A 21,893-nucleotide genomic window follows, 5' to 3' on the forward strand; every position below is an offset into this window, starting at 1 on the left:
CCCCAGTCAGCCATTGAACTGGGAAGGACCCCATGCAGAACAGCCGCTTTGACAAGTCCCGCCTGCCCAGCCGCCATGTGACCGAAGGTCCCGAGCGCGCGCCGCACCGCAGCTATTTCTATGCGATGGGGATTTCCGAGGAAGAAATTCACCAGCCTTGGGTTGGCGTCGCCACCTGCTGGAACGAGGCTGCGCCGTGCAACATCGCCCTGAACCGTCAGGCGCAGGTCGTGAAGCAGGGTGTGAAAAAGGGCGGCGGCACGCCGCGCGAATTCACCACCATCACCGTGACCGACGGCATCGCCATGGGCCACGAAGGGATGCGGTCGTCGCTGGCCAGCCGCGATGCGATTGCCGACACGGTCGAGCTGACCATGCGCGGCCACTGCTACGACGCCATCGTCGGGCTGGCGGGCTGTGACAAATCGCTGCCGGGGATGATGATGGCGATGGTGCGGCTGAACGTGCCGTCGGTGTTCATCTATGGCGGCTCGATCTTGCCGGGCAAGTTGAATGGCCGCGACGTGGTCGTGCAGGACGTGTTCGAAGCGGTGGGCCAACACGCCGCCGGTAACATGACATCGGCCGAGCTGGACATTCTGGAACGCGTCGCTTGCCCCAGCGCGGGCGCCTGCGGCGGCCAATACACCGCGAACACCATGGCCTGCGTGTCCGAGGCGATTGGTCTTGCACTGCTGAACAGCTCGGGCGCGCCCGCGCCGTACGAATCGCGCGACCAATACGCCGATTTCTCGGGGCAGGCGGTGATGAACCTGATCGAAAAGAACATCCGCGCCCGTGATATCGTGACCCGCAAGGCGCTGGAAAACGCCGCGCGTGTGGTGGCCTGCACTGGCGGCTCGACCAACGCAGGTCTGCACCTGCCCGCGATTGCCCACGAGGCTGGCATCGACTTCGACCTATTCGACGTCTGCGACATCTTCCGCGACACGCCTTATTTCGTGAACCTGCGCCCGGGTGGCGACTATGTGGCCAAAGACCTGCACGAGGTCGGCGGTGTGCCGGTCGTGATGAAGGAATTGGCCAAGCAGGGCCTGCTGCACCTTGACTGCTTGACCGCAGCCGGCGTTACGCTGGGCGAGGAGCTGGAGGTCATCACCCGCCAAGCCGACGGTCGTGTGATCTACCCGATTGAAGCGCCCATCACGCCCACGGGCGGTGTTGTCGGCCTGCGCGGCAATCTGGCACCCGACGGGGCGATTGTGAAAGTTGCGGGCATGACGCCCGAACAACAGGTCTTCACCGGCCCCGCCCGCGTCTTTGAATGCGAAGAAGACGCCTTCGAGGCTGTCACTCACCGCAACTACAGCGTGGGCGACGTGATCGTCATCCGCAACGAAGGCCCCGCAGGCGGGCCGGGCATGCGCGAGATGCTGGCCACCACCGCCGCGCTGTCGGGGCAGGGGATGGGCAAGAAAGTCGCGCTGATCACGGACGGGCGATTCTCGGGCGCGACGCGGGGCTTCTGCGTGGGTCACGTCGGCCCCGAAGCCGCGCACGGTGGCCCCATCGCGCTGCTGAAAGATGGCGACATGATCACCATCAACGCGGTGACGGGCGACATTTCCGTCGATCTGACCGACGCCGCATTGGCCGAACGCAAGGCCCAGTGGGCGGGCCCGCGCCAGACCGAATATGAATCGGGCGCTTTGTGGAAATACGCCCGCCTTGTCGGCACGGCACGTTACGGCGCGGTTACGCACCCTGGGGCCAAGGCTGAACGCCACGTCTACATGGATCAATAACGATTCTACGCCCAGCCCGTGTGCCACCGCCACATTTTTGGCGCAGTGCACGGGCTGGGCGTAGCTGTCGCGCATGCTTTGGCACCAAATATGCCGATCGTGCGGATTCGCACTTGGCGTTAACTGATTGTTTGATCTACACCTAAACGGGGTTGCTTGGCGGCGTTTGGGATTTGCTATGTCTGATTTTTGGAACAGCTTGTCGGGTCAGCTTGGCCGCCGTTTCTGGGCGCGCGCCGCACAGGCTGCGCAAGGCGAAAACACCCCCGCTGAAAAGCTGGCGCAGATCGGCAAAGCCGCCAAACAGCAGCGCCATCTGATGGACGACATCATCCAAAATACCGAATCGCGCCTGAAACTGGCAGCTTCGCCCGATGATGGCATTGTCCGCCCCTTGGGCAGCGATTGGGCCTGGCGGCCGCTGTTGTGGTCGGCGCCCATGGTGCCGCATGTTCTGGTCGGCGCGCCGAGTAAAACCGCACTGGGTGACCAGCTGCGCCTATTCCATGATGGCGATGCGGGGCAATTGGTCGTCCGCCAAACCGAAGGGACGCAAAGCGATGCGGCCCCCTACCGGCTGGGGCTCGAGGCATTTAACCTTGATAGCAGCTACCTCAGCCTTGTTTTGACGGTGCCCGACGCGCCGGTCAAAGACCTGAAGCTGCGTCATCTGATCTCCCTCCGGTTGCGCTACACGATGGAAGCGCCGACCAAGGTCTTTGCCCGATTGAACGTCAAGCACGGCCCGAATGTCGAAACCGTTCTGCGCGAATTGCCCCCCGGCGAGGCCGACACCACCGTCGAATTCGACATGGCCTACACGAAGCTGAACGAAAAGCGGGTCGAGAGCATGTGGCTGGACCTGATTTTCGACCGTCCGGCAATGAACCGTATTTCCATTATCGATCTAACGATGGCGCGCTTCCCCCGCGCAGAAATGTAGGCTTGGTATGAAACTTATTCCGACACGGATCGTGGATGGCGTCTGGGAAGGCGTGCTGAGCGGCGCGCTGAGCCAACCGCATGTGGTGGGGGTGCACCTGGGGTCGGAAGTGCCGATCGACCTGTCTGCACAGGACGAGGGCAATTATGCCCTGCGCGTTGAAATTCCGCGCGCGATGCTGAGCTCGGGCACGCAAACGCTGACGATTCGCGATGCCGAAACGGGGGCCGAGCTGGGCCATTTCGTCCTGCCAGTGGGCGAGCAGGACGTAGACGCGGCGCAGGTGGAATTGGCTGCCCTGCGCGCCGAACTTGATCTGCTGAAAACCGCCTTCCGCGCACTCGCACGCGATACCGAGGAATTCCAGCGCATCGTGGTCGAGCAGATGGAAGCCGAAATGGATTCCGAAAACGCCGAGTAATCACAGCATGAAAAAGGCGCCCGAGGGCGCCTTTTCTTAGCTTGCGGTGCTGTCCGCTGTCGGGTGAAAAATCCCGCCGGGCGATAGCGTGAATATCTGGCAACCATCCGCCGTGATGCCGATCGAATGTTCGAACTGCGCCGACAGCGACTTGTCGCGGGTCACCGCTGTCCAGCCGTCCGACAGCACTTTCGTTTCGTGACGCCCAAGGTTCACCATCGGTTCAATGGTGAAGAACATCCCCTCTTCCAGAACCGGCCCCGATCCGGCGCGACCATAGTGCAGCACGTTCGGCGGGGCGTGGAACACGCGGCCCAAGCCGTGGCCGCAGAAGTCTCGCACCACCGACATCCGTTGCGCCTCGACATAGGTCTGGATGGCGTGGCCGATATCGCCATAGGTGTTGCCGGGCTTGGCCTGCGCAATGCCGATCATCAGCGCTTCGTGGGTGACATCGATCAGGCGCTGGGCTTTGCGCGACAGCGCGCCCGCCACATACATGCGGCTGGAATCGCCATACCACCCATCGACGATCACGGTTACGTCAATGTTCAGAATGTCGCCATCTTTCAACAGCTTCTCGCCCGGAATGCCGTGACACACGACGTGATTCAGCGAAATGCAGGACGCGTGCTGATAGCCGTTATAGCCGATGGTGGCCGATGTGGCCCCGTGGGCCTCGACCATCTCGAGGATCAGTTTATCCAGCTGGCCGGTCGATACGCCCGGTTGCACGTGGGGGGTGATGTCGTCCAGTATCTGGGCCACGACGCGTCCGGCCTCGGCCATGCCTGCGAAATCGGCGGCCTCGTGAATGCGAATTCCGTCGCGCGTCAGTCTTCCTTTGCGTTCGTCCACTGTCGTATCCCTTTCATCTGCATCCGCAGATAATCCATCACCCCGCACAATTCCAGTGCAACAGCCCTGCGGCTTGCGGGGCGGGCAGGGCAGCGATACCAATGTGGCAGGGAAACTGATCAGACAGGGGGTCTTATGCCCAATCCAACGGCTGCAATCATTCTGATCGGGGACGAGCTGCTTTCGGGCCGCACGCGCGACAGCAACATGTTCTTTTTGGCGCAAGAGCTGACGCGACTGGGCATTGACCTGCGTTTGGCGCAGGTCATCCCCGATGACGCGGCGACGATCACGGCCACCGTCCGCGATGTTGCGGGGCGATTCGACAATGTCTTCACATCGGGCGGCATCGGCCCCACGCATGACGATATCACCGCCGATGCGGTCGCCGCCGCCTTCGACCGCCCCATTGACGTGCGCGCCGATGCGCGCGCCATCCTCGAAATCTATTACGCCGACCGCAATATCGAGATGAACGCCGCGCGCCTGCGCATGGCGCGCATTCCCGATGGCGCGATCTTGATTGAAAACCTTGTCAGCGCCGCGCCCGGTTTTTCGATTGAAAACGTGCATGTTATGGCCGGCGTGCCCCGCGTGTTCGAGGCGATGTGCCACAGCTTGTTGCCGGGCCTTGCCAGCGGCCGCCCCGTCCTGTCGCAAACCTGGACTGTCATGCGCGGCGAGGGCGAGATTGCCACGCGTTTGGCACAGATTGCGGGCGATCATCCGCAGGTCTCGATCGGGTCGTACCCGTTTTCCAAAGACGGGGTGTATGGCACCAATGTGGTTGTGCGCGGCGTCGATGGCGCGGCGGTCGAGGCGGCTTTGGTCGCCATTGCCGAGGCCTTCCCCGCGTGAGGCCAATGCTAGACCTGATGGAGCCGACATGGCCCCCCGCCGCACGTGTGCAGCAGGGGGCGCTAGTCTTGCGGCAAGGGCAGGGCGGGGGCAGCCGCGTCAGCGCCATCACGCGCGCGGGCACCCCCCGCGACGCACTGGCTGCCTTGCCTGAAGCCGAAACTATCGTGCGCGGCTGGGGGCAAACCCCGCTTTACATGTTGTCCGACGGGGACGCGGACGACGATGCCCTCGCCGCGCTGTTGCAGGCCCGCGGCTATCAGAAGACCGATGCGGTATTTATCTTTGACGGCCCGCTGCCTGTAGCGGCCTTGCCAACCGACGCAGCGTTGCGGCTTAGCTACGGCTGGCCTGCCGATGCCGCCGCGCTGGCCGCATGGGCGAATGACGGGCGCGTGGGTGATGCGCGCATGGCCGTCATGGCCCGCGCGCAGGGGCCTAAAACAGTGATTGCACTGTCGGACAACGGCAAACCTGTCGGCGCGCTATTCATTGCCGTGCACGCGGGCGCTGCGGTGCTGCACGCGCTAGAGGTTGTGCCCGCAGCGCGTGGGCGCGGCTATAGCCATGTGCTGCTGGGGGCAGCCAGCCACTGGGCGGCGACGCAGGGCGCGCAGCGGATGCTGCTGGTCGTCAGCAAAGACAACACGCCCGCCGTGACACTGTATCTGCGCCATGGGCTGCAGGCGGTGGGCGGGTATTACTATCTGGGGGCGGTCTGATGCGCTGGATGGCGGGAACTGCTTTGGTTTTCGTGGCGGGTGCCGCGCAGGCGGTAGACCTGCCGCTGCCCGACACCGCAACACTGCTGCAGCAGACCGATAGCGACGCGGGCACCTATGCCTTGCCCAGCGGCCCCGCCGTTCAGGGCGGCTTGCCCAGCCAGTCGATCGACGGGGCGATTTCGCGCCGGGCGTGGCGCATCGCCGATAGCGCACCGCAAACGCTGCCACTGTTCCAAACGCTTGAGGCAGCGCTGTTGGCGCAGGGCTATGTAGTTGTTTTCATTTGCGAAACAGGTACCTGCGGCGGCTTCGACTTTCGCCGCGCGACCGAGGTGATGCCTGCCCCCGCCATGTTCGTCGACTTAGGGGATTTTCGTTTTCTATCGGCCCGCCGCCCCGACGAAGCCGTGTCTATTCTGGTCAGCAAAAGCGTGGGGGCGCTGCACGTGCAGGTCATCACTGCACGCGAAACCCCGCTGCCGCCCCCTAGCACCGCCCAAGGCACACCTGCTGCGCTGGCCGACGCGCTGGATGCTGATGGCCGTGCCGTATTGGAGGGTGTCGATTTTGCCTCCGGCAGCACCGATGCCATCGGGGGCACGATGCGCTGGCCGATTTGGCGGCATGGCTTCGGGCCGACGGGGCGCGGCGTGCGGTTATTGTCGGGCACACGGATGCGACGGGCGCGTTGGCGGCCAATCAGGCTGTGTCGACGGCGCGTGCGGCTGCCGTGCGCCAACGCCTGATTAATGAAAACGGTGTAAACCCCGCCCAGTTGGATGCGGCGGGCGCAGGCTATCTGGCACCGCGCGCCTCGAACGCCGATGCCGATGGCCGCGCCCTTAATCGGCGGGTTGAGGTTGTGGTTCTGCCCGCAGCAGGGTGATGTGCGTATCGCCATAGCGGCGGCTTTCCAGCAGGGTGAAACCGGCTGGCGGCGGCAGCGGGCCGTTTTCTTCGGCGACGACCAGCGCACCATCCGCAATCCAGCCGCTTTTGCGCGCGGCGATCAGCGCGCGGCCACCCAAATCCGCGCCATAGGGCGGATCAAGAAAAACCAGATCTGCTGCGGGCCCCGTGCGAGGGGGAAGCGCGCTTGCATCGGCCGCCAGCAGCGCAGCATCGCTTTGCCGCTGCAGGCGGGCAATATTGTCGCGGATCAGCTTTTGCGCGACGCGGCCGCTATCAACCAGCGTCACATGCGCCGCCCCGCGCGAAAGGGCCTCTAGCCCAAGCGCGCCGGTGCCGGCGAACAGGTCCAGCACCACCGCACCTGTGATCGGATCACCAAAGCGGCCACCGGCCAGCAGATTGAACAGCGACTCGCGCACGCGGTCTGTCGTCGGGCGCAGGTGCGCGGCAGGATCACCTTTGCCGACCTCGGCCAGATGCAAGCCGCGATGACGCCCGGCGATAATCCTCATTTCAACAGCGCCTTCAGATCGGTTTCAGGGTCGGCTACCAGCGCGGGGTCGGCAGATTTCCCGGCCTCGATCAAGCGCTTGGCGACCATATAGGCACGCGGGTCGTTCATGGCGTCGATGGCAACCAGCTGGCCGTCGCGGTAGTACCAGTTCGACTGGGTCAGCCCCTCGCCCTTGCGTATGACGATCGTATCGTCGGCCGCGCCCAGGCCTGCGATTTGCAGCTTGCAGTCGTATTGGTCGGACCAGAACCATGGCTTCGGAACATAGGGCACATCTTGGCCCAGAATGTTCAGCGCCACGTTTTCGCCCTGATCGATGGCGTTGCCGACGCTTTCAATCCGCATGCGGCGGCCCTGCCAGTCCAGCGCGGCCACATCGCCCGCCGCAAAGATCGAGGGGTCGGACGTGCGCGAATGAAGATCGACCGCGATACCGTGGTGCAGGTCCAAACCGGCGGCGTGGGCCAGTTGGTCGTTTGGCGTCACGCCGATCCCGACGATGACCAGATCGGCGGCGACTGTGCTGCCGTCGGTCAAAACCGCACCCATTACATGGCCCGTGCCCGTCAGGTGATCGACCGAGGTGCCTTCGAGAATTTTGACGCCGTGCGACGTGTGTAGCGTGCGGAAATAGTCCGATGTCGCCGCCGCCGCCACGCGGCTGAGGATGCGCGCACCGGAATGCACCAGCGTCACATCCAGCCCGCGCTTGGCGGCAACGGCCGCAGCTTCTAGCCCGATGTAGCCGCCGCCAACGACCAACAGCTTTTTATCGGCCGTCAGCAGCGGGTCGAGGGCGTCGGCGTCGGCCAGATTGCGCATGGTCAGCACACCGTCCAGCGCGCCGCCTTTGTCTGCTGGCAGCGGGCGCGGCGTGGCGCCGGTGGCCAGCACCAGCGCGTCGTAGGGCAGCACTTCACCGCCCGCCAGCGCGACGGTTTTCGACGTGCGGTCGATGGCGGTCGCAGCCTCGCCCAGCCGCAGGGTGATGGCGTGTTGATCGTAGAAAGCCGCGGGGCGCAGATACAGCCGCTCGCGCGTCATTTCCCCCGCCAGATAGGCCTTGGACAGCGGCGGGCGCTGGTAGGGCGGGTCGATTTCGGCGCCGACAAGGGTGATGCTGCCAGTAAACCCGCTGGTGCGCAGCTTGGCGACCAGTGCCGCAGCGGCTTGCCCGCCGCCGATCACAACGACGTTGTTCACTGCATTCATCCTTCTTCCCGCCTCTGCTTCGTGCTGGATTGCAAACGCCGGATCAATATACAACTGCCCTGCCGGACAAAAGCCCAAAGGAGGCAAGAATGACCATTGCTGTTGGAGATAAGTTGCCGTCGGCCAAGTTGATGAAGCTCGGTGAGAACGGCGTCGAGGTGGTAGATATCGCCGCGCTGGCCAAGGGCCGCAAGATCGTGCTGTTCGGGCTGCCGGGCCCTTATACCGGCACGTGCAGCACCGCCCACGTGCCCAGCTTTATCCGCACGCGCGCAGGCTTCACCGAAAAAGGCATCGACGAGGTGATCTGCGTCGCCGTGAACGACGCCTTTGTCATGAAGGCTTGGGGCGAAGATACCGGTGCGACCGCAGCCGGCATCACGATGCTGGCCGATCCGCTGTCGGAATTCACGCAGGCGGTTGGTCTGGCGTTTTCGAACCCCGACGTGGGCTTTGTCAACCGCTCGCTACGGTATGCGCTGATGGCTGACGATGGTGTCGTCAAGGTGCTGCACGTCGAAGAAAACGCCGGAATGTGCAGCATTTCGGGCGGCGAGGATATGCTCGCCTCGATCTAACGACTACTGGCCCGCGAAGTCGTTCATTTTGCGGGCCAGTTTCACGTCCATATCCGACAGGCCGCCCGCATCATGGGTGGTCAGGCGCACATCGACCCGTTTGTAGACATTGGTCCATTCGGGGTGGTGGTTCAGTTTCTCGGCCACCAGCGCAGCGCGCGTCATAAAGCCGAACGCCGCGTTGAAGTCGCTAAACGTGAAGCTGCGGGTGATCGCGCGGCCATCGGCGTCAAGCGCCCAGTCGGTTTGCAGCAATGCGTCCAATCCATCAGGGTGCATCAGTCGTTCTCCGGTCGCTCGCCCCGGCGGAAGGGGCCGAAGCTGGTTAGAACCTCGATTTCTTCGTCCACGGCGGCTGTTTCGGCGGCGACAAAGCGTGCCACGGCGTCGCGAAAGGCGGGGTCGGCAATCCAGTGCAGCGAATGGGTCGCGCGGGGCAGATAGCCGCGCGCCAACTTGTGTTCCCCCTGCGCCCCCGCCTCGACCAACGGCAGATTGTGGGCGATCGCGTAGTCGATGGCCTGATAGTAGCACAGTTCGAAGTGCAGAAACGGGTGATGTTCCAGCGCGCCCCAGTACCGGCCATAAAGTGCCTGTTGGCCGATGAAATTCAGCGCCCCCGCAATGGGCTTGCCACCGCGCAGGGCCAGCACCAACAGAATGTCATCGCGCAAGTCGCGTTGGCACAGGTCGAAGAATGCACGCGTCAGGTAGGGCTGGCCCCATTTGCGCGCGCCGGTGTCTTGATAAAACGCCCAGAACGCATCCCAGTGTTCGGGCTGGATCTGTGCGCCCGTCAGTTGCACGATCTGGCCGCCAAAGGCCTGCGCTGAGGCCCGTTCGCGGCGCAGCATCTTGCGCTTGCGCGCGGCAAGGGCGTTCAGGAAGTCGTCAAAGGTGCGGTAGTCTACGTTCTGCCAGTGAAACTGGGTGCCGGTGCGCTGCAGCAGCCCCATTGCGGCACCGGCGGCGGCCTCGTCTTCGGTGCAGAATGTGATGTGCAGCGACGACAGGTCGTTCTGGTCGGCAATGCGCACCGCTGCCTCGACCAGCGTCGCCATGATGGCGGGATCGGCGGTCAGAAAGCGCTGGCCGGTGACGGGGCTGAAGGGCACGGCGATTTGCAGTTTCGGGTAATACTGGCCGCCGGCACTGTGCCAAGCCTCGGCCCAGCCATGGTCGAAAACATATTCGCCCTGACTGTGCGATTTCACAAACAGCGGGGCGACGCCCACGGTTTTGCCCTCAACGGTTGCTTGCAGGTAAAGCGGCTGCCAGCCGCTGCGCCCGCCGACGGACCCGCTTTCTTCCAGCGCGTTGAGAAAACGGTAAGTCGTGAACGGGTCGCGCGCGGGCGCGGCCCCGCCGGGGTTGGCGCAGCTGTCCCATGCCACCTCGCCGATGGCGGTGATCGTGTCATGCGTGGTCAGCTGCACCGTGGCCATGGGTCAAGCGATCTGGAACAGGCCTTCAACCTCGACAGCGACGCCGCGCGGCAGGGCGGCAACGCCGACGGCGGCGCGGGCGTGGCGGCCGGCGTCGCCAAACACCTCGACCATCAGGTCGGATGCGCCGTTGATGACTTCGGGTTGGTCGGTGAAGGCGGGGGCCGAATTAACAAAGCCGCCCAATTTGACGACGCGCTTTACGCGGCTCAGGTCGCCGCCGCACGCGGCTTTCAACTGGGCCAGCAAGTTCAGGCCGCAGGCGCGCGCCGCAGCGGCCCCCGCCGGAATGTCCAGATCATCGCCCAAGCGGCCCTTGATCAGCGCGCCATCGGCCATCGAAATCTGACCCGAGATATGGATCATATCACCCACAACAACGTAGGGCACGTAATTGGCCGCAGGCATGGGGGCTTCGGGCAGGGTGATACCAAGGTCGGCGAGGCGGGTCTCGATCGGGTGTGTCATGGCCTTCTTTCGTCGTGGGTGTGGCTGCGATGTGGCGAAGGCTAGTCCGATTGCGGGGCCGCTGCAATGTGCGGCAGGGCAGGCTCGCGCAGGGTTGCGCGCAGTGCGGCGGTGAGGGGTTGCAGCAGATACCCCAAGATCACCCGCGAGGGGCCGGTGAAATAGGCGTCAACCGGATGGCCCGCGCGCAGGCCGCTGTCATCTGGAAGGGTCACCGTGACGCGGTAGTAGGCCGCCCCATTCGCGTCGCTGAGGGTATCTGCCGAAATCGCGCTGACATGGCCGGTTATCTCGCCGCGCTGGAATCCCGCAGGCACAAGGCGGGCCGCTTGGCCGACGCTGATCTGGCTGGCCTGCGCGGGCGGCACCGGCACAACAGCTTGGTTCGTGGGGCTGTCGGGCAGCAGCATCGCCACGGTATCGCCTGGCCGCACAACTTGGCCGACGGTGGCATCCAGCGTGATCAGGCGGCCAGCGGCTGGGGCGATAATGCGTGTTTGCGACAGGCGTTGGGTCAGGGCGGCACGTTCGGCGCGCACTGCGATCAGGCGGGCCTGCGTCGATGCGCGCTGGGCGGCGGTGTTTTCGGCGACCTCGGCCTGCCGCAAGCTGCGCCGCTGCAAGATCACCTCGCGTTGCAAGGGGATCGCGTCATAAGCCGCCTGCAGGGCCGCCTGTTCGGATCGTAACGCTGCCACCGCCTCGGTGGCAGCGCGCGCGGCGGGGGCGGGGGCGCGCCCCGTTGCGGCCAGTTGCGACTGCGCATCGGCCGTCGCTTGCGCCAAAGGCAGACGCGTCGCAAGGATTGACAGGCGCGCGGCAAGGCCCGCACTGTCGGCGGCCAATGTGGCAAGGTGTGCCTCGGCCTCGGCTGAAATGATGGGCACTAATGCTGCGCCGGGGGTAAGGCGGGTCAGCAGCAGCGTTTCTTCTGCATCCAGCGCGGCAAGCTGCGCCCGCAAAGCAGTGTCGGACAAATTGACCAGCGCTTCGCCCGCCGCGACGCGGGCGTCGGTCTGGGTCAGGACAGCCGCGACAACCCCCATTTCGCTGGTGCCGAGGGGGATGGGCCGCAGCGCCCCGCCAATCGTGCCATGGGCGATGGTGGCCGACGGCACGGGAATACTACCCATCAGCCCGACCAAAGCCACGGTGGTGATCGCAATCAGGTGCCACAGGCGCGTTTGCAACTGGCGTAGCGACAGCGTGCTCATGATGCGGCCCGCCATTGGGTTTGCGCTTCGATAACCAGCACCTGAGTGCAGGCGGCGATAATGCGCGGTTGATGGGTAGCGATGATCAGGGTGCTGCCCGCTGCGCGCGCGGTGGCGATCAGGGTGCACAGCCTGTCGATGCCGTGACTGTCCAAGTCGTTTTCCGGCATGTCCAGCAAGATAGACCGCGCGGGGCCTGCGAAAACTTGCTTGATCGCGAATAGGCGGGCCGTGCCGCCGGTAAACCCCTGCGCCGGGTCGATCAGTGCCTGTGGCACATAGCCCAGCGGTGGCTGCCCCGCTGCGGGTGCGGGAAAGCACGTCCCCGCGCCCCGCTGCGCCAGATAGGTCAGTAACCGCGATTTGCCGCTGCCCGATGCGCCGACAACCGCCAGCGCGTCGCCTGCGTTCAGGGCGAAAGTCACCGGTGTTGTCAGGGGCGGTAGGCGCAACCCCTGACAAGCCAGTTTGTCGCCGCTGAACACCCCTGCAGGCGGTGGCGCGGCGCGGGGCGGGGGCACGGTCAGGCTCGCCGCCGCCTCGAGCGGGGCGTAGAGCTTGCCGCACAGCAAGGCGGCGGCGAAGAGCGCACCGGCGGATATCGCGCCTTCCAGCGCAAGCCACGCGCCGACCCCGATGATCACGCTCTGGCCCGCCTGATGCAGGTTACGCAGCAGCGCCGCGATGCGCCCGCGCCCCAGCGCATCAAGCGGTTGGTAGCGCGCGATGGCGAAGGCCCCGCTGCCAAGCACCACCGCCGTCAACGCAAGCAGCGGGTGGATCGCGCACAGCACCGCCAGAAACAGTGGGATGAAGGGCAAGTCCAGCAGTTGCGCCGCGTTCGGCCGCGACAGCAGCCGCGCTGCGGCGCTGCCTGTTGCCGGGGATTGGGCAAGAATGCGCAGGCGCAGATCCTCGGCGCGCAGCAGCGCGCCGTAGCCGCACAGCGCCATCAGGCTGAGCGCGAGCAAGGTCGCCAGCGATGCGGCGGCGAACACTTTGTCATAGACATTCAGCATGTAGAGCGGGCCGGTCAGCGCCAGCAGATTGATCAGCGCGCTGGCGGCGATGCTGGCAACCAACGGGGGGCGATCATCGGCGGTGCGGGGCGGCGCATCCCGTGATGCCGCAGTTGTGATGGCGCGAACCGGCTGCATCGATGTCATCCTATAGCGTGAACCGCAGGCCGATTGGTCGCAGGCCCGCCTGCAGCCGCGTTCCGGCCTTTGATCCTGTGGCTACGGGGAATGCGTATATATTTGGTTCACGCGCATCTGGCCCCCTCGCGGCGGTGTCGGGGCGCGATTATGAAGGAACAGGCCGATTCGCGCGGCCTTGGGGAAAATAATGGGTCGCGTTCGCTTGGTGCGTGTGGCGAGTATTGCCGCATATGTTTTGATCGGTTTCAGTAGCGCCGTGGCAGCAGGGCCATGGGATGGCATCTATCGCCAGTCGCCCAACGCCAGTTGCACGCAGATCGGCGTCAATGGGGGCGCCCTGAAGATCGAGGAAAGCGTCTTTTACGGCGTAGGCATCGCCTGCCGTATGACGCGCCCCGTTGATGTGCTGGACATGGACGCCACGCTTTACACTATGGAATGCGTCGACGGTAACGAGGCGGACTCGGATCACTGGAGCGAGCGCGCCATGATGATGCGCGACGCACAAAGCGACGGCATCATCATGATTTGGAACGGCTATTCCTTCCGCTACGGGCGCTGCCCTGCGCCCGAGGAAAGCCAGTAGTCAGTTCCCCCCACCCAGAATGCCCTGCAGGGCATTGGTGATCGCATCTTGCGAATTATCGCCGCTGCCTGCGGGCGGCAGGCTGGACGGCGGCGCGCCGAAGGCTTCCAGCAGCGCGCGATCCAGCGCAGCATCGCCCGACGGCACATACCCCGAGCCGTCCGCCGCCAGACCGCTGGGGTCGACGAAGCGGCTGGATTCATCGGGCGACTGCATAGGCAGCGGGTTCGGGGTCATCCCGTTCAGCACGCCTTGCATCGTCTCGTGGAAGATCTCGGCCGGTATGCCGCCACCCGTGACGCCGCGCAGGGGCGTGTTGTTGTCGTAACCCATCCAGACACCGATCACGTAATCGGCCGAGAAGCCAATGAACCACGCATCGCGCGCAGCCGAGGTCGTGCCGGATTTCCCCGCGATCTGCCAGCCGCTAACGCGGGCGCGCTGGCCGGTGCCTTCCTCGACCGCGCGCCACATCATCCACGTCAGTTCTTGCGCCGCGTTTTCGGAAATGACGCGCGCGCCGATACCGCCGCTGGTGCCCATCAGGGGGGTGTTGTCGCCTTGCAGGCTAAGTTCGACCAAGCCGTAAGGTGTGACCGACGATCCGCCGTTCAGGAAGCCTGCATAGGCGCCGGTCATCTCGATGAGCGTGCCTTCGGATGCCCCCAACGCCATCGCGGGGCCCTCCGAAATCTCGCCCGTAATGCCGAACCCGTGCGCGATGCGGCTTACGTTTTGGCGCCCGACGGCCTCGCTCAGGCGGACGGCGGGGATGTTGCGGCTTTCGGCCAAGGCTTGGGTCAGGGTGATCCAGCCCTTGAAGGTGCGGTCGTAGTTTTGCGGCGACCATGGGCCAGACCCGCGTACGTTGATGGTCAGCGGGCTGTCGTCGACCATCTCCATCGGGCTGATGCCTTGGTCCAGCGCGGTCGCGTAGATGAAGGGTTTGAAGGACGAGCCAGTCTGCCGGTTTGCGCGCGTGGCGCGGTTGAACGCACCCGATGCCCGCAGATCCCGCCCCCCCACCATGGCACGCACGGCGCCATCGGACGACATGACAACCACAGCCGCTTGCGCCTCGGACCCTTCGCGCACCTTGGTGGCGAAAATGTCGGTCACGGCGGCCTCGGCCACGCTTTGGATGCGCGGGTCGAGTGTGGTGCGGATGATCACATCCTCGGTCGTGTCGCGGGTGAAGAATTCGGGGCCCGATTCCATGACCCAGTCGGCAAAATAACCGCCCGCGCGCGCGGCGGCGGCTTGCGACAACTGGGCGGGGTGCTCGCGCGCCTCGGCGGCCTCGGCAGCGGTCAGATAGCCCTGCTCCTGCATCAGGCCGATCACCACGTTTGCGCGGTTTTGCGACCGTGCAAGGTTGGCCGTGGGGGCCAGTGCGGACGGGGCTTGCAGCAGGCCCGCCAGAACGGCGGCCTCGGATGCGGTGACATCACGCGCGGATTTGCCGAAATAGCGCTGCGCACCGGCCTCGAACCCGCGGGCACCTGCGCCCAAGTAAGCGCGGTTCAGATACAGCGTCAGAATTTCGTCTTTGGAATAGCGCAGCTCCATCGCCATGGCGTAGATGGCTTCGTCTACCTTGCGCATGATGGTCGAGCGGCGGCAGTCCGCCTCGTAGGCGGTCTCGTTTTCCCACTGGCGCGGGTCATAGGGGCGGCCGAGGCACATCAGCTTGGCAGTTTGCTGTGTGATGGTCGAGCCACCGTTGCCCTGCAGCGCGCCGCGCCCTGCGCCCAAGTTGATGCGCACGGCGGATGCGATGCCGATGGGATCGACGCCGAAGTGCCAGTTGAAGCGGCGGTCCTCGGTCGCGATGACGGCGTTGCGCAGCACCGGGGCAACGTCGGTCGACAAGATCACGCCCGCAAAATGGTCGCCCCGCCACGCAAAGGTGTCGCCGTTGCGATCGAGCAGCGTGACCGAACCACGCGTGCGGCCGTCGATCATCTCGTCAATCGAGGGAAGGGTGGTCGATTTGTAATAGACGACAATCCCCAACAGCACGACGGCGGTCAGGCCCAGCTTCCAAAAAACCGACCAGACGGCGCGGACGATGCCGAACACCAGCCCGGCGATTGCGGCCAGAGTGCTACCAATGGGGCCGCGTTTGCGTGGGCTGCGGCGCGGGGTTTTCGATGGCGGTTTCGACGGGGGCTTGCGCGCGCCGCCGCCATTGCCGCCGGTCGCCTTGGCGCCGCCGCCACTGCTGCGCGGCGCGGCTTTGCTGCCGGACGGGGATGCGGCGGGGTACCGACGCTCGGCGGCCAGAATCGGGGGCCTGCCCCGGCTGCCGTTATTCGAATTTTCTGCCATCTCTGCCCGCCACTCGCCGTATTTTTTTACATATTAACGCGAGATAGCCCGAATGTTGAGGGGGGATGCCGCCCCATACGGTGTTTTCATACGGCATAAAAATGCGGCAATTATGCGGATTTTATCTATTTTTTAATCGACAGCGCGCTGGCAATTTTCCGCCTGTACACGCAATTGGGACTGAGCGCTTGTCCTGCTGCATGAATTTGAGGCTGTGTTGGGGAAGGGCGGCGAGGATTCTGGCATCAGGATTCTGGCAACCGCGTCATAACTCGCAAGGGGAAGAACGTGAAACTCATCATCGCTACGATCAAACCGTTCAAGCTCGAGGAAGTGCGCGAAGCGCTGACTTCCGTGGGTGTACGCGGCATGATGGTGACCGAAATCAAAGGCTTCGGCCTGCAGTCCGGTCATACGGAAATCTACCGCGGCGCGGAATACGCCGTTAATTTCGTGCCGAAGGTAAAACTGGAAATCGTCGTGCCCGACAATCTGGCCGACGAGGTCATCGCGACCATCGCCAAAACCGCCAAGACCGACAAAATCGGCGACGGCAAGATTTTCGTTCTCGACGTGGAAAGCGCGCTGCGCGTGCGCACCGGCGAGACCAATGAAGACGCGCTCTGACGCAGAGGCAAGGGACAGCTATAGATGTTGAACGCTAAAAAACTTGCAGGGCTTGCGGCAGTTGCCGCGATGCTTGCCCTGCCGGCCCATGCACAGGAGGCCGAGGCCGCCGTCGAGGCCGTCGAGACCTACGGTCCCTCCTCGATGGACCTGCAATTCATCCTGAACTCGCTGATCATGCTGATCGGCGGTATTCTGGTGTTCTGGATGGCGGCCGGTTTCGCCATGCTGGAAGGCGGCCTTGTCCGTTCGAAGAACGTGACCATGCAAATGCTGAAGAACATCTCGATGTTCGCGATTGCGTGTTTCATGTACTACCTTGTCGGCTACATGGTCATGTATCCGGGCGATGGCTGGATCATCAGCAACATCTTCGGCGCGCTGGGCACGGCCAAGCTGGAAGCCGTGGGTATCGATGCGGCTGGCGCCGATGCATATGACTATGCCTCGACCTCGTCGGACTTCTTCTTCCAAGTCATGTTCTGCGCCACCACCGCCTCGATCGTGTCGGGCGCCGTGGCCGAGCGTATCAAGTTCGCGCCTTTCATGGTCTTCACCGTGGTCATGACTGCGCTGATCTACCCTGTCCAAGCGTCGTGGAAATGGGGCGGCGGCTTCCTTGATCAGATGGGTTTCCTCGACTTTGCTGGCTCGACGGTCGTGCACTCGGTCGGTGGCTGGGCTGCGCTGATGGGCATCATCATTCTGGGCCCGCGTATCGGCAAATACAAAGACGGCAAAGTGATCCCCATGCCGGGTTCGAACCTGCCGCTGGCCACGCTGGGCACGTTCATCCTGTGGATGGGTTGGTTTGGCTTCAACGGTGCCTCGCAGCTGGCGTTCTCGGCTGTTGGCGATGCGGCTGACGTCGGCCGTGTGATGGCGAACACCAACGCTGGTGCTGTCGGCGGTGCGCTGGCCGCGCTGATCCTGACGGGCGTCCTCTACCGTAAACCCGATCTGACCATGGTGCTGAACGGCGCGCTGGGCGGTCTGGTGTCGATCACCGCTGAACCGCTGACCCCCACGCTGGGCGCAGCAACCCTGATCGGTGCCGTCGGCGGTATCATCGTGGTCTTTGCGGTCTCGTTCCTCGACAAGCTGAAACTGGACGATGTCGTCGGTGCGGTCCCCGTCCACCTGTTCGCAGGTATTTGGGGCACTATCGCGGTTGTCTTCACGAACCCCGATGCGGTTCTGTGGGTGCAGCTGTATTCGATCATCGTCGTGGGTCTGTTCACGATCATCGCCTCGGGCGTGGTCTGGCTGATCATCAAGGCGGTCATGGGGCTGCGTGTCTCGCCCGAAGCCGAACAAGTCGGCCTAGACAAGGCCGAGCTGGGGATGGAAGCCTATCCCGAATTCAGCAAGTAAGTGCAGCGCGCCGGTTTTCCGGCGCGCCCAAAATAAAAGGCCCGCCAATTGGCGGGCCTTTTTCGTTATCGGTTGGTCGCTTATGCGCCGGCTTTGACGATAGCGGCTGCCAACAGCGGAATGGTGCGTGCGTTCAGGCCGGCGATGTTCATGCGGCTGTCGCCAACCATGTAGATCGCGTCATCTGCCCGCATCGCCTCGACCTGCGCAGGCGTCGCGCCAATGCGCGAGAACATGCCGCGGTGGTGCGCGATAAAGTCGAACCGGTCCGAGTTTGTTAGGCGGCGTAGCTCGTCCGCCAGCTGTTTGCGCAAGTTCAGCATGCCAAGGCGCACTTCCTCCAGCTCGGCCTGCCAGTCGGCGCGCAGATCGGGATCGGTCAGAATCATGCCCACAACGCGCGCGCCGTGATCGGGCGGGAACGAATAGTTCTGGCGGTTCAGAAAGTTCAGCGTGCCCTGCGTGATCGGGGTGCGGGCAGCATCGGCCGAAATCGCCATCAGGATTCCGGTGCGCTCGCGGTAAATGCCGAAGTTTTTCGAACACGACGCGGCAATCAGGCATTCGGGAAAGGCGCTGGCAATGGCGCGGGTCGCAGCGGCATCTTCGTCCAGACCGTCACCAAAGCCCTGATAGGCGATGTCGACCAGCGGCACGGCGCCCGCGGCTTTGACGGTCTCGATAATGACGGCCCATTGTGCGGCGGTCGGGTTTGCGCCGGTCGGGTTGTGGCAGCAGCCATGCAGCAGCACGACATCGCCCGCAGGCACTGTTTTCAGATCCGCGATCATGCCATCAAAGTCGAGGCCGCGCGTTTCTTCGTCGAAATAGCGGTAATCTTTGCGGGTCATGCCAAGGTAGTTGATGATCGACGCATGGTTGGGCCAGCTGGGGTTCGACACCCAAATCTGGGCGCTGGGTGCGGCCAGCTTGATCAGTTCCAGCGCTTGGCGGATGGCGCCTGTGCCGCCAGGGGTCGCGATGCCGGCCACGCGGTCGCGTGCAACGGCCCCGTCCAGCACCAGATCGACCATGGCGTCGATAAAGACCTGATCGCCCGACAACGCGGTGTAGACCTTGGTATCCTGCGTGGCGACCAGACGGCGCTCGGCCTCTTTTACGGCGCGCATGACGGGGGTGTGCCCCTCGCCGTCTTTGTAGACGCCAACGCCCAGATCGACTTTGTTCGGGCGCGGATCGGCACGGTAGGCGGTGGTCAGCGACAGGATTTTGTCGGCAGGCTGTTCTTTCAGATGCTCGAGCATCAGCTTTGTCCTTTGGCGATGGGAAGGTCGGCAAACATGCCCCATTCCGCCCACGATCCATCGTAGAGGGAATGATCGGTAACCCCGATTCTTTCGAGGGCGAGGACGAGGACTGCGGAGGCAACCCCCGACCCACAGGTCGTGATGACCGGACGGCGCAGGTCAACGCCGGCGGCGTCGAACAAGGCGCGCAGTGCTGCAGGCGGCTTCATGGTGCCGTTTGGCTGCAGCAGATCCTTGAAATAGACGTTGATTGCCCCGGGAATGTGGCCGCCGCGCAGGCCGGGGCGCGGCTCGGGCGCGGCACCGGCGAAACGGTCGGGGGCGCGGGCATCGATGATCGTGTGGGTGCCTAGTTTGCTGGCGCGTGCGACGGCCGTGACATCCATCGTGCGGGCCGCATCGGGGGCGACGGTGAAGTGCCGGTCGCGGATGGGGGCGGGGGTTGCCGTAGTGATGCGGTGTTCGGCCTGCCATTTGGGTAGGCCCCCATCCAGCACCGCGACAGCGCGCTTGCCCATCATGCGGAACATCCACCACGCGCGCGCAGCCGAAAACACCCCAGCGCTGTCGTAGATGACAAACTGTTGCCCGTCGCCAAGGCCAAGCGCCCGCATGCGCGAGGCAAACAGCGCAGGCGGCGGAGCCATGTTCGGCAGCCCGGCATTACTGTCGGCCACCGCCTCGATGTCAAAAAATCTTGCGCCGGGAATATGCGCTGCCTCGAACTCGGCGCGGGGGTTGCGCCTGTCGGTCGGCAGGAACCACGATGCATCCAGCAGGCGCAGATCGGAATCGTTCAGATGCGCCGCAAGCCACGTCGTCGATACCAACGTGCACGGGTCGTCGTCGACCTGATCGGAAAGGTGCAATCCTTGCATGCTTTGCCTTTCGCAGGGCACGCCTTGGCTGGCGGCGACTGTCGGCGTTGACCTACAGCCCCGCTATGGCGCATGCAAGGGTGGCTTAGCCGTGGTCGCGCAGAAGGCGCTGCTTTTGCCGGTCCCAGTCGCGCTTGGCTTCGCTTTCGCGCTTGTCGTGCAGCTTTTTGCCCTTGGCGATGGCGATTTTCAGCTTCACGCGGCCGACGTCGTTGAAATACATCACCAGCGGCACGATGGTCATACCCTCGCGCTGGGTGGCATTCCACAGGCGAGCCAATTCTTTGCGCTTGACCAATAGCTTACGCAGGCGGCGTTCCTCGTGGCCCCAGGTGCGGGCAGGTTCGTACGGGGCGATATAGCCGTTGATCAGCCACAGCTCGCCGTTTTCGACCGAGGCGTAGCTTTCGGCGATATTCGCCTTGCCCGTGCGCAGCGATTTCACCTCGGACCCCGACAGCACGATACCGCATTCCAGATCTTCCTCGATCTGGTAATCGTACCGCGCACGGCGGTTTTCAGCGACAATCTGGTAGTTGTTGTTTTTATCCTTGGCCATGCGGGGCAGATATGCATTTTATGCCCTCAAGTCCAGCCCGCGTGCGTGTCTGGTTAGACCCTCGCATTCCCGTGATGCGCGGCCCCCTGTGAATTCCATTAACAAGAGTTTACTTGCGCCCTATAGGGATTGGCTGAAATAGGTCGGTCCCATAAGGGATAGGGTTGCCGTTTTGGTCTTGTTGTCACATTTGAAACGCCGCATCGGGGCTGCAGTGCTGGCTTTTGGCGCGCTATTGGGTGCACCCGCGATTGCCGTAGCTGGCGATGCGCAGGCGGGCGAGCGTAGCTTTGCGCGCCAGTGCACCGCGTGCCATGTCATTCGCGACGATAGCGGCAGCATCATCATGGGCACCGGCGCGCGCACGGGCCCGAACCTGTTCGGTTTGGCCAGCCGCCCTGCCGCAACCGCCGACGGCTTTGCGTATGGCCCCTCGATGCAGCAGTTAGCGGGCCGCGCCGTAGGGTGGGACGAAAACGCATTCGTGTCGTTCGTCACCGCCCCCAGCGCCTTTTTGCAGCAGCGCTTGGGTGACCGTCGCGCCAGCAGCCGCATGGCCTATCTTGTGCGCAACCCGGCGGATGCTGCCGACATTTGGGCGTATTTGTCGCGCTTTTCCAACTAGGTTGCGTCGCAAGGCTTCTGCGCTACTATGGCCCCAATGATGGAGGGCCGATATGGACTTGTTTGTCTTTGGCGCATTGCTGGTCGGCGGGATGGCCGCCGGTATTTCAGGAATGCTGTTTCAACCGGGTGATTGGTACAAGGCGCTGCGCAAGCCCACGTGGACGCCCGCGCCCATCGTCTTCCCGATCGTATGGACAACGCTGTATGTGCTGATGGCGCTGGCGGGTAGCTGGGTTGCTGGTCGCCCGGGTGCTGACGCGGCGCTGGCGCTGATGGCCGCGCAGCTGGCCGTCAACGTGCTGTGGACGCCGCTGTTTTTCGGGTTGCACCGCGTGCGGATCGGCTTGGGCGTTATCGGGCTGTTGTGGTTGCTGGTGCTGACGATGATCATCGTGTTCTGGCGGATCGACTGGCTGTCGGGCCTGATTCTGGTGCCCTACATCCTGTGGCTGACGCTGGCCGCTGCGCTGAATTTCATGGTGGTGCGGCTGAACCCGTTCATCGTGCCGATCGACCCCAGCCAGCTGCGTGTGGGGGAAAGTGGGGGCCGTTAGGCCCCCTTTTTTGCG

The 21,893-nt window shown here is 64.0% G+C and carries 25 protein-coding genes; 13 read left to right on the forward strand and 12 right to left on the reverse strand.

The genetic code is table 11. The annotated features are described in order from the left end of the window. Positions 1 to 32: 32 nt before the first annotated feature. From ilvD to BVG79_RS01590, 3 genes are all read left to right on the forward strand, one after another. Complete coding sequence (gene ilvD / locus BVG79_RS01580; protein ID WP_085785345.1) at positions 33 to 1,766, forward strand: dihydroxy-acid dehydratase; 1,734 nt, start codon at positions 33 to 35, stop codon at positions 1,764 to 1,766. Between the two features lie 178 nt (positions 1,767 to 1,944). Then, positions 1,945 to 2,709 carry a DUF6478 family protein gene (locus tag BVG79_RS01585; RefSeq protein WP_085785346.1) on the forward strand — a complete coding sequence of 255 codons (765 nt, stop codon included), beginning with the start codon at positions 1,945 to 1,947 and terminating at the stop codon, positions 2,707 to 2,709. A gap of 7 nt (positions 2,710 to 2,716) precedes the next feature. Beyond that, positions 2,717 to 3,130: a hypothetical protein gene (locus tag BVG79_RS01590; protein ID WP_085785347.1), complete on the forward strand. Its 414-nt coding sequence runs from the start codon at positions 2,717 to 2,719 to the stop codon at positions 3,128 to 3,130. A gap of 36 nt (positions 3,131 to 3,166) precedes the next feature. Here the strand turns inward: BVG79_RS01590 and map are convergent, their stop codons facing one another. Then, entirely contained in the window at positions 3,167 to 3,988 is an 822-nt protein-coding gene (map, locus tag BVG79_RS01595; RefSeq protein ID WP_085785348.1) for a type I methionyl aminopeptidase, read from the reverse strand. Positions 3,989 to 4,123: 135 nt separating this feature from the next. Between map and BVG79_RS01600 the strand changes: the two genes are divergently transcribed. Genes BVG79_RS01600 through BVG79_RS13710 form a run of 4 tightly spaced genes read left to right on the forward strand, consistent with a single transcriptional unit; the run spans position 4,124 to position 6,457 of the window. Beyond that, positions 4,124 to 4,846, forward strand: coding sequence for a competence/damage-inducible protein A (locus BVG79_RS01600; RefSeq protein WP_085785349.1), 723 nt, complete (start codon positions 4,124 to 4,126; stop codon positions 4,844 to 4,846). A gap of 5 nt (positions 4,847 to 4,851) precedes the next feature. Then, positions 4,852 to 5,568, forward strand: coding sequence for a GNAT family N-acetyltransferase (locus tag BVG79_RS01605; RefSeq protein WP_085785350.1), 717 nt, complete (start codon positions 4,852 to 4,854; stop codon positions 5,566 to 5,568). Beyond that, a complete protein-coding gene (locus tag BVG79_RS01610; RefSeq protein ID WP_236951388.1) occupies positions 5,568 to 6,317 on the forward strand; it encodes a hypothetical protein in 750 nt (249 codons plus the stop codon). The genes BVG79_RS01605 and BVG79_RS01610 overlap by 1 nt, the downstream gene beginning before the upstream one ends. Next, positions 6,230 to 6,457 carry an OmpA family protein gene (locus BVG79_RS13710; RefSeq protein ID WP_236951445.1) on the forward strand — a complete coding sequence of 76 codons (228 nt, stop codon included), beginning with the start codon at positions 6,230 to 6,232 and terminating at the stop codon, positions 6,455 to 6,457. Before BVG79_RS01610 ends, BVG79_RS13710 begins: the two co-directional genes overlap by 88 nt. On the opposite strand, the gene rsmD is transcribed toward BVG79_RS13710, so the two are convergent. Continuing rightward, complete coding sequence (gene rsmD, locus BVG79_RS01615) at positions 6,414 to 6,995, reverse strand: 16S rRNA (guanine(966)-N(2))-methyltransferase RsmD (RefSeq protein WP_085785351.1); 582 nt, start codon at positions 6,993 to 6,995, stop codon at positions 6,414 to 6,416. The two genes, BVG79_RS13710 and rsmD, sit on opposite strands and share 44 nt — an antisense overlap. Continuing rightward, positions 6,992 to 8,209 (reverse strand): NAD(P)/FAD-dependent oxidoreductase, encoded by a 1,218-nt coding sequence (locus tag BVG79_RS01620; protein ID WP_085785352.1) that lies wholly within the window; start codon positions 8,207 to 8,209, stop codon positions 6,992 to 6,994. Before BVG79_RS01620 ends, rsmD begins: the two co-directional genes overlap by 4 nt. Before the next feature lie 89 nt (positions 8,210 to 8,298). Between BVG79_RS01620 and BVG79_RS01625 the strand changes: the two genes are divergently transcribed. Continuing rightward, positions 8,299 to 8,787, forward strand: a complete 489-nt coding sequence (locus BVG79_RS01625; protein ID WP_085785353.1) for a peroxiredoxin — start codon at positions 8,299 to 8,301, stop codon at positions 8,785 to 8,787. 3 nt (positions 8,788 to 8,790) lie between these two features. Here BVG79_RS01625 and BVG79_RS01630 read toward each other — a convergent pair whose 3' ends face one another. Genes BVG79_RS01630 through BVG79_RS13605 form a run of 5 tightly spaced genes read right to left on the reverse strand, consistent with a single transcriptional unit; the run spans position 8,791 to position 13,071 of the window. Continuing rightward, positions 8,791 to 9,066, reverse strand: coding sequence for a 4a-hydroxytetrahydrobiopterin dehydratase (locus tag BVG79_RS01630; protein ID WP_085785354.1), 276 nt, complete (start codon positions 9,064 to 9,066; stop codon positions 8,791 to 8,793). After that, complete coding sequence (locus BVG79_RS01635; protein WP_085785355.1) at positions 9,066 to 10,232, reverse strand: GNAT family N-acetyltransferase; 1,167 nt, start codon at positions 10,230 to 10,232, stop codon at positions 9,066 to 9,068. The genes BVG79_RS01630 and BVG79_RS01635 overlap by 1 nt, the downstream gene beginning before the upstream one ends. A gap of 3 nt (positions 10,233 to 10,235) precedes the next feature. Continuing rightward, the gene (locus BVG79_RS01640) at positions 10,236 to 10,700 is read right to left on the reverse strand and encodes a RidA family protein (protein WP_085785356.1); all 465 of its coding nucleotides are present in this window, start codon (positions 10,698 to 10,700) and stop codon (positions 10,236 to 10,238) included. A 41-nt stretch (positions 10,701 to 10,741) separates the two neighbouring features. Further along, positions 10,742 to 11,914, reverse strand: coding sequence for a beta-barrel domain-containing protein (locus BVG79_RS01645; RefSeq protein ID WP_198167867.1), 1,173 nt, complete (start codon positions 11,912 to 11,914; stop codon positions 10,742 to 10,744). Next, entirely contained in the window at positions 11,911 to 13,071 is a 1,161-nt protein-coding gene (locus BVG79_RS13605; protein WP_198167868.1) for a type I secretion system permease/ATPase, read from the reverse strand. Before BVG79_RS13605 ends, BVG79_RS01645 begins: the two co-directional genes overlap by 4 nt. A 190-nt stretch (positions 13,072 to 13,261) precedes the next feature. On the opposite strand from BVG79_RS13605, the gene BVG79_RS01655 reads away from it, so the two are divergent. Beyond that, entirely contained in the window at positions 13,262 to 13,660 is a 399-nt protein-coding gene (locus BVG79_RS01655) for a hypothetical protein (protein WP_085785359.1), read from the forward strand. Here BVG79_RS01655 and BVG79_RS01660 read toward each other — a convergent pair whose 3' ends face one another. Further along, entirely contained in the window at positions 13,661 to 15,991 is a 2,331-nt protein-coding gene (locus BVG79_RS01660; RefSeq protein WP_085785360.1) for a transglycosylase domain-containing protein, read from the reverse strand. A gap of 288 nt (positions 15,992 to 16,279) precedes the next feature. Here BVG79_RS01660 and BVG79_RS01665 point away from each other — a divergent pair, with 288 nt between their 5' ends. Further along, a complete protein-coding gene (locus BVG79_RS01665) occupies positions 16,280 to 16,618 on the forward strand; it encodes a P-II family nitrogen regulator (RefSeq protein WP_085785361.1) in 339 nt (112 codons plus the stop codon). A 24-nt stretch (positions 16,619 to 16,642) separates the two neighbouring features. Continuing rightward, a complete protein-coding gene (gene amt, locus BVG79_RS01670; RefSeq protein ID WP_085785362.1) occupies positions 16,643 to 17,992 on the forward strand; it encodes an ammonium transporter in 1,350 nt (449 codons plus the stop codon). A gap of 80 nt (positions 17,993 to 18,072) precedes the next feature. On the opposite strand, the gene BVG79_RS01675 is transcribed toward amt, so the two are convergent. The 3 genes from BVG79_RS01675 to smpB form a co-directional block, all read right to left on the reverse strand. After that, positions 18,073 to 19,257, reverse strand: a complete 1,185-nt coding sequence (locus tag BVG79_RS01675) for an amino acid aminotransferase (RefSeq protein WP_085785363.1) — start codon at positions 19,255 to 19,257, stop codon at positions 18,073 to 18,075. Then, the gene (sseA, locus tag BVG79_RS01680) at positions 19,257 to 20,138 is read right to left on the reverse strand and encodes a 3-mercaptopyruvate sulfurtransferase (protein ID WP_085785364.1); all 882 of its coding nucleotides are present in this window, start codon (positions 20,136 to 20,138) and stop codon (positions 19,257 to 19,259) included. Before sseA ends, BVG79_RS01675 begins: the two co-directional genes overlap by 1 nt. Before the next feature lie 85 nt (positions 20,139 to 20,223). After that, a complete protein-coding gene (gene smpB, locus BVG79_RS01685; protein ID WP_085785365.1) occupies positions 20,224 to 20,697 on the reverse strand; it encodes an SsrA-binding protein SmpB in 474 nt (157 codons plus the stop codon). 172 nt (positions 20,698 to 20,869) lie between these two features. Between smpB and BVG79_RS01690 the strand changes: the two genes are divergently transcribed. Together BVG79_RS01690 and tspO are read left to right on the forward strand one after the other, a co-directional pair. Further along, positions 20,870 to 21,322 (forward strand): c-type cytochrome, encoded by a 453-nt coding sequence (locus BVG79_RS01690; RefSeq protein WP_236951389.1) that lies wholly within the window; start codon positions 20,870 to 20,872, stop codon positions 21,320 to 21,322. Positions 21,323 to 21,374: 52 nt separating this feature from the next. After that, entirely contained in the window at positions 21,375 to 21,878 is a 504-nt protein-coding gene (gene tspO, locus BVG79_RS01695; RefSeq protein WP_085785367.1) for a tryptophan-rich sensory protein TspO, read from the forward strand. Positions 21,879 to 21,893 lie beyond the last annotated feature (15 nt).

Source organism: Ketogulonicigenium robustum (assembly GCF_002117445.1).
GTDB lineage: Bacteria > Pseudomonadota > Alphaproteobacteria > Rhodobacterales > Rhodobacteraceae > Ketogulonicigenium > Ketogulonicigenium robustum.

What these genes read in the sequence shown, in the direction of transcription:
- tspO (WP_085785367.1), top strand. Translation starts at nt 21,375, where the DNA reads ATGGACTTGTTTGTCTTTGGCGCATTGCTGGTCGGCGGGATGGCCGCC.
- BVG79_RS01605 (WP_085785350.1), top strand. Translation starts at nt 4,852, where the DNA reads ATGCTAGACCTGATGGAGCCGACATGGCCCCCCGCCGCACGTGTGCAG.
- BVG79_RS01600 (WP_085785349.1), top strand. Translation starts at nt 4,124, where the DNA reads ATGCCCAATCCAACGGCTGCAATCATTCTGATCGGGGACGAGCTGCTT.
- ilvD (WP_085785345.1), top strand. Translation starts at nt 33, where the DNA reads ATGCAGAACAGCCGCTTTGACAAGTCCCGCCTGCCCAGCCGCCATGTG.
- BVG79_RS01660 (WP_085785360.1), bottom strand. Translation starts at nt 15,991, where the DNA reads ATGGCAGAAAATTCGAATAACGGCAGCCGGGGCAGGCCCCCGATTCTG.
- BVG79_RS01675 (WP_085785363.1), bottom strand. Translation starts at nt 19,257, where the DNA reads ATGCTCGAGCATCTGAAAGAACAGCCTGCCGACAAAATCCTGTCGCTG.
- rsmD (WP_085785351.1), bottom strand. Translation starts at nt 6,995, where the DNA reads ATGAGGATTATCGCCGGGCGTCATCGCGGCTTGCATCTGGCCGAGGTC.
- BVG79_RS01610 (WP_236951388.1), top strand. Translation starts at nt 5,568, where the DNA reads ATGCGCTGGATGGCGGGAACTGCTTTGGTTTTCGTGGCGGGTGCCGCG.
- BVG79_RS01645 (WP_198167867.1), bottom strand. Translation starts at nt 11,914, where the DNA reads ATGAGCACGCTGTCGCTACGCCAGTTGCAAACGCGCCTGTGGCACCTG.
- BVG79_RS01630 (WP_085785354.1), bottom strand. Translation starts at nt 9,066, where the DNA reads ATGCACCCTGATGGATTGGACGCATTGCTGCAAACCGACTGGGCGCTT.
- sseA (WP_085785364.1), bottom strand. Translation starts at nt 20,138, where the DNA reads ATGCAAGGATTGCACCTTTCCGATCAGGTCGACGACGACCCGTGCACG.
- BVG79_RS01590 (WP_085785347.1), top strand. Translation starts at nt 2,717, where the DNA reads ATGAAACTTATTCCGACACGGATCGTGGATGGCGTCTGGGAAGGCGTG.
- BVG79_RS01585 (WP_085785346.1), top strand. Translation starts at nt 1,945, where the DNA reads ATGTCTGATTTTTGGAACAGCTTGTCGGGTCAGCTTGGCCGCCGTTTC.
- smpB (WP_085785365.1), bottom strand. Translation starts at nt 20,697, where the DNA reads ATGGCCAAGGATAAAAACAACAACTACCAGATTGTCGCTGAAAACCGC.
- BVG79_RS01655 (WP_085785359.1), top strand. Translation starts at nt 13,262, where the DNA reads ATGGGTCGCGTTCGCTTGGTGCGTGTGGCGAGTATTGCCGCATATGTT.
- BVG79_RS01625 (WP_085785353.1), top strand. Translation starts at nt 8,299, where the DNA reads ATGACCATTGCTGTTGGAGATAAGTTGCCGTCGGCCAAGTTGATGAAG.
- BVG79_RS01640 (WP_085785356.1), bottom strand. Translation starts at nt 10,700, where the DNA reads ATGACACACCCGATCGAGACCCGCCTCGCCGACCTTGGTATCACCCTG.
- BVG79_RS01635 (WP_085785355.1), bottom strand. Translation starts at nt 10,232, where the DNA reads ATGGCCACGGTGCAGCTGACCACGCATGACACGATCACCGCCATCGGC.
- BVG79_RS01620 (WP_085785352.1), bottom strand. Translation starts at nt 8,209, where the DNA reads ATGAATGCAGTGAACAACGTCGTTGTGATCGGCGGCGGGCAAGCCGCT.
- BVG79_RS13605 (WP_198167868.1), bottom strand. Translation starts at nt 13,071, where the DNA reads ATGCAGCCGGTTCGCGCCATCACAACTGCGGCATCACGGGATGCGCCG.
- amt (WP_085785362.1), top strand. Translation starts at nt 16,643, where the DNA reads ATGTTGAACGCTAAAAAACTTGCAGGGCTTGCGGCAGTTGCCGCGATG.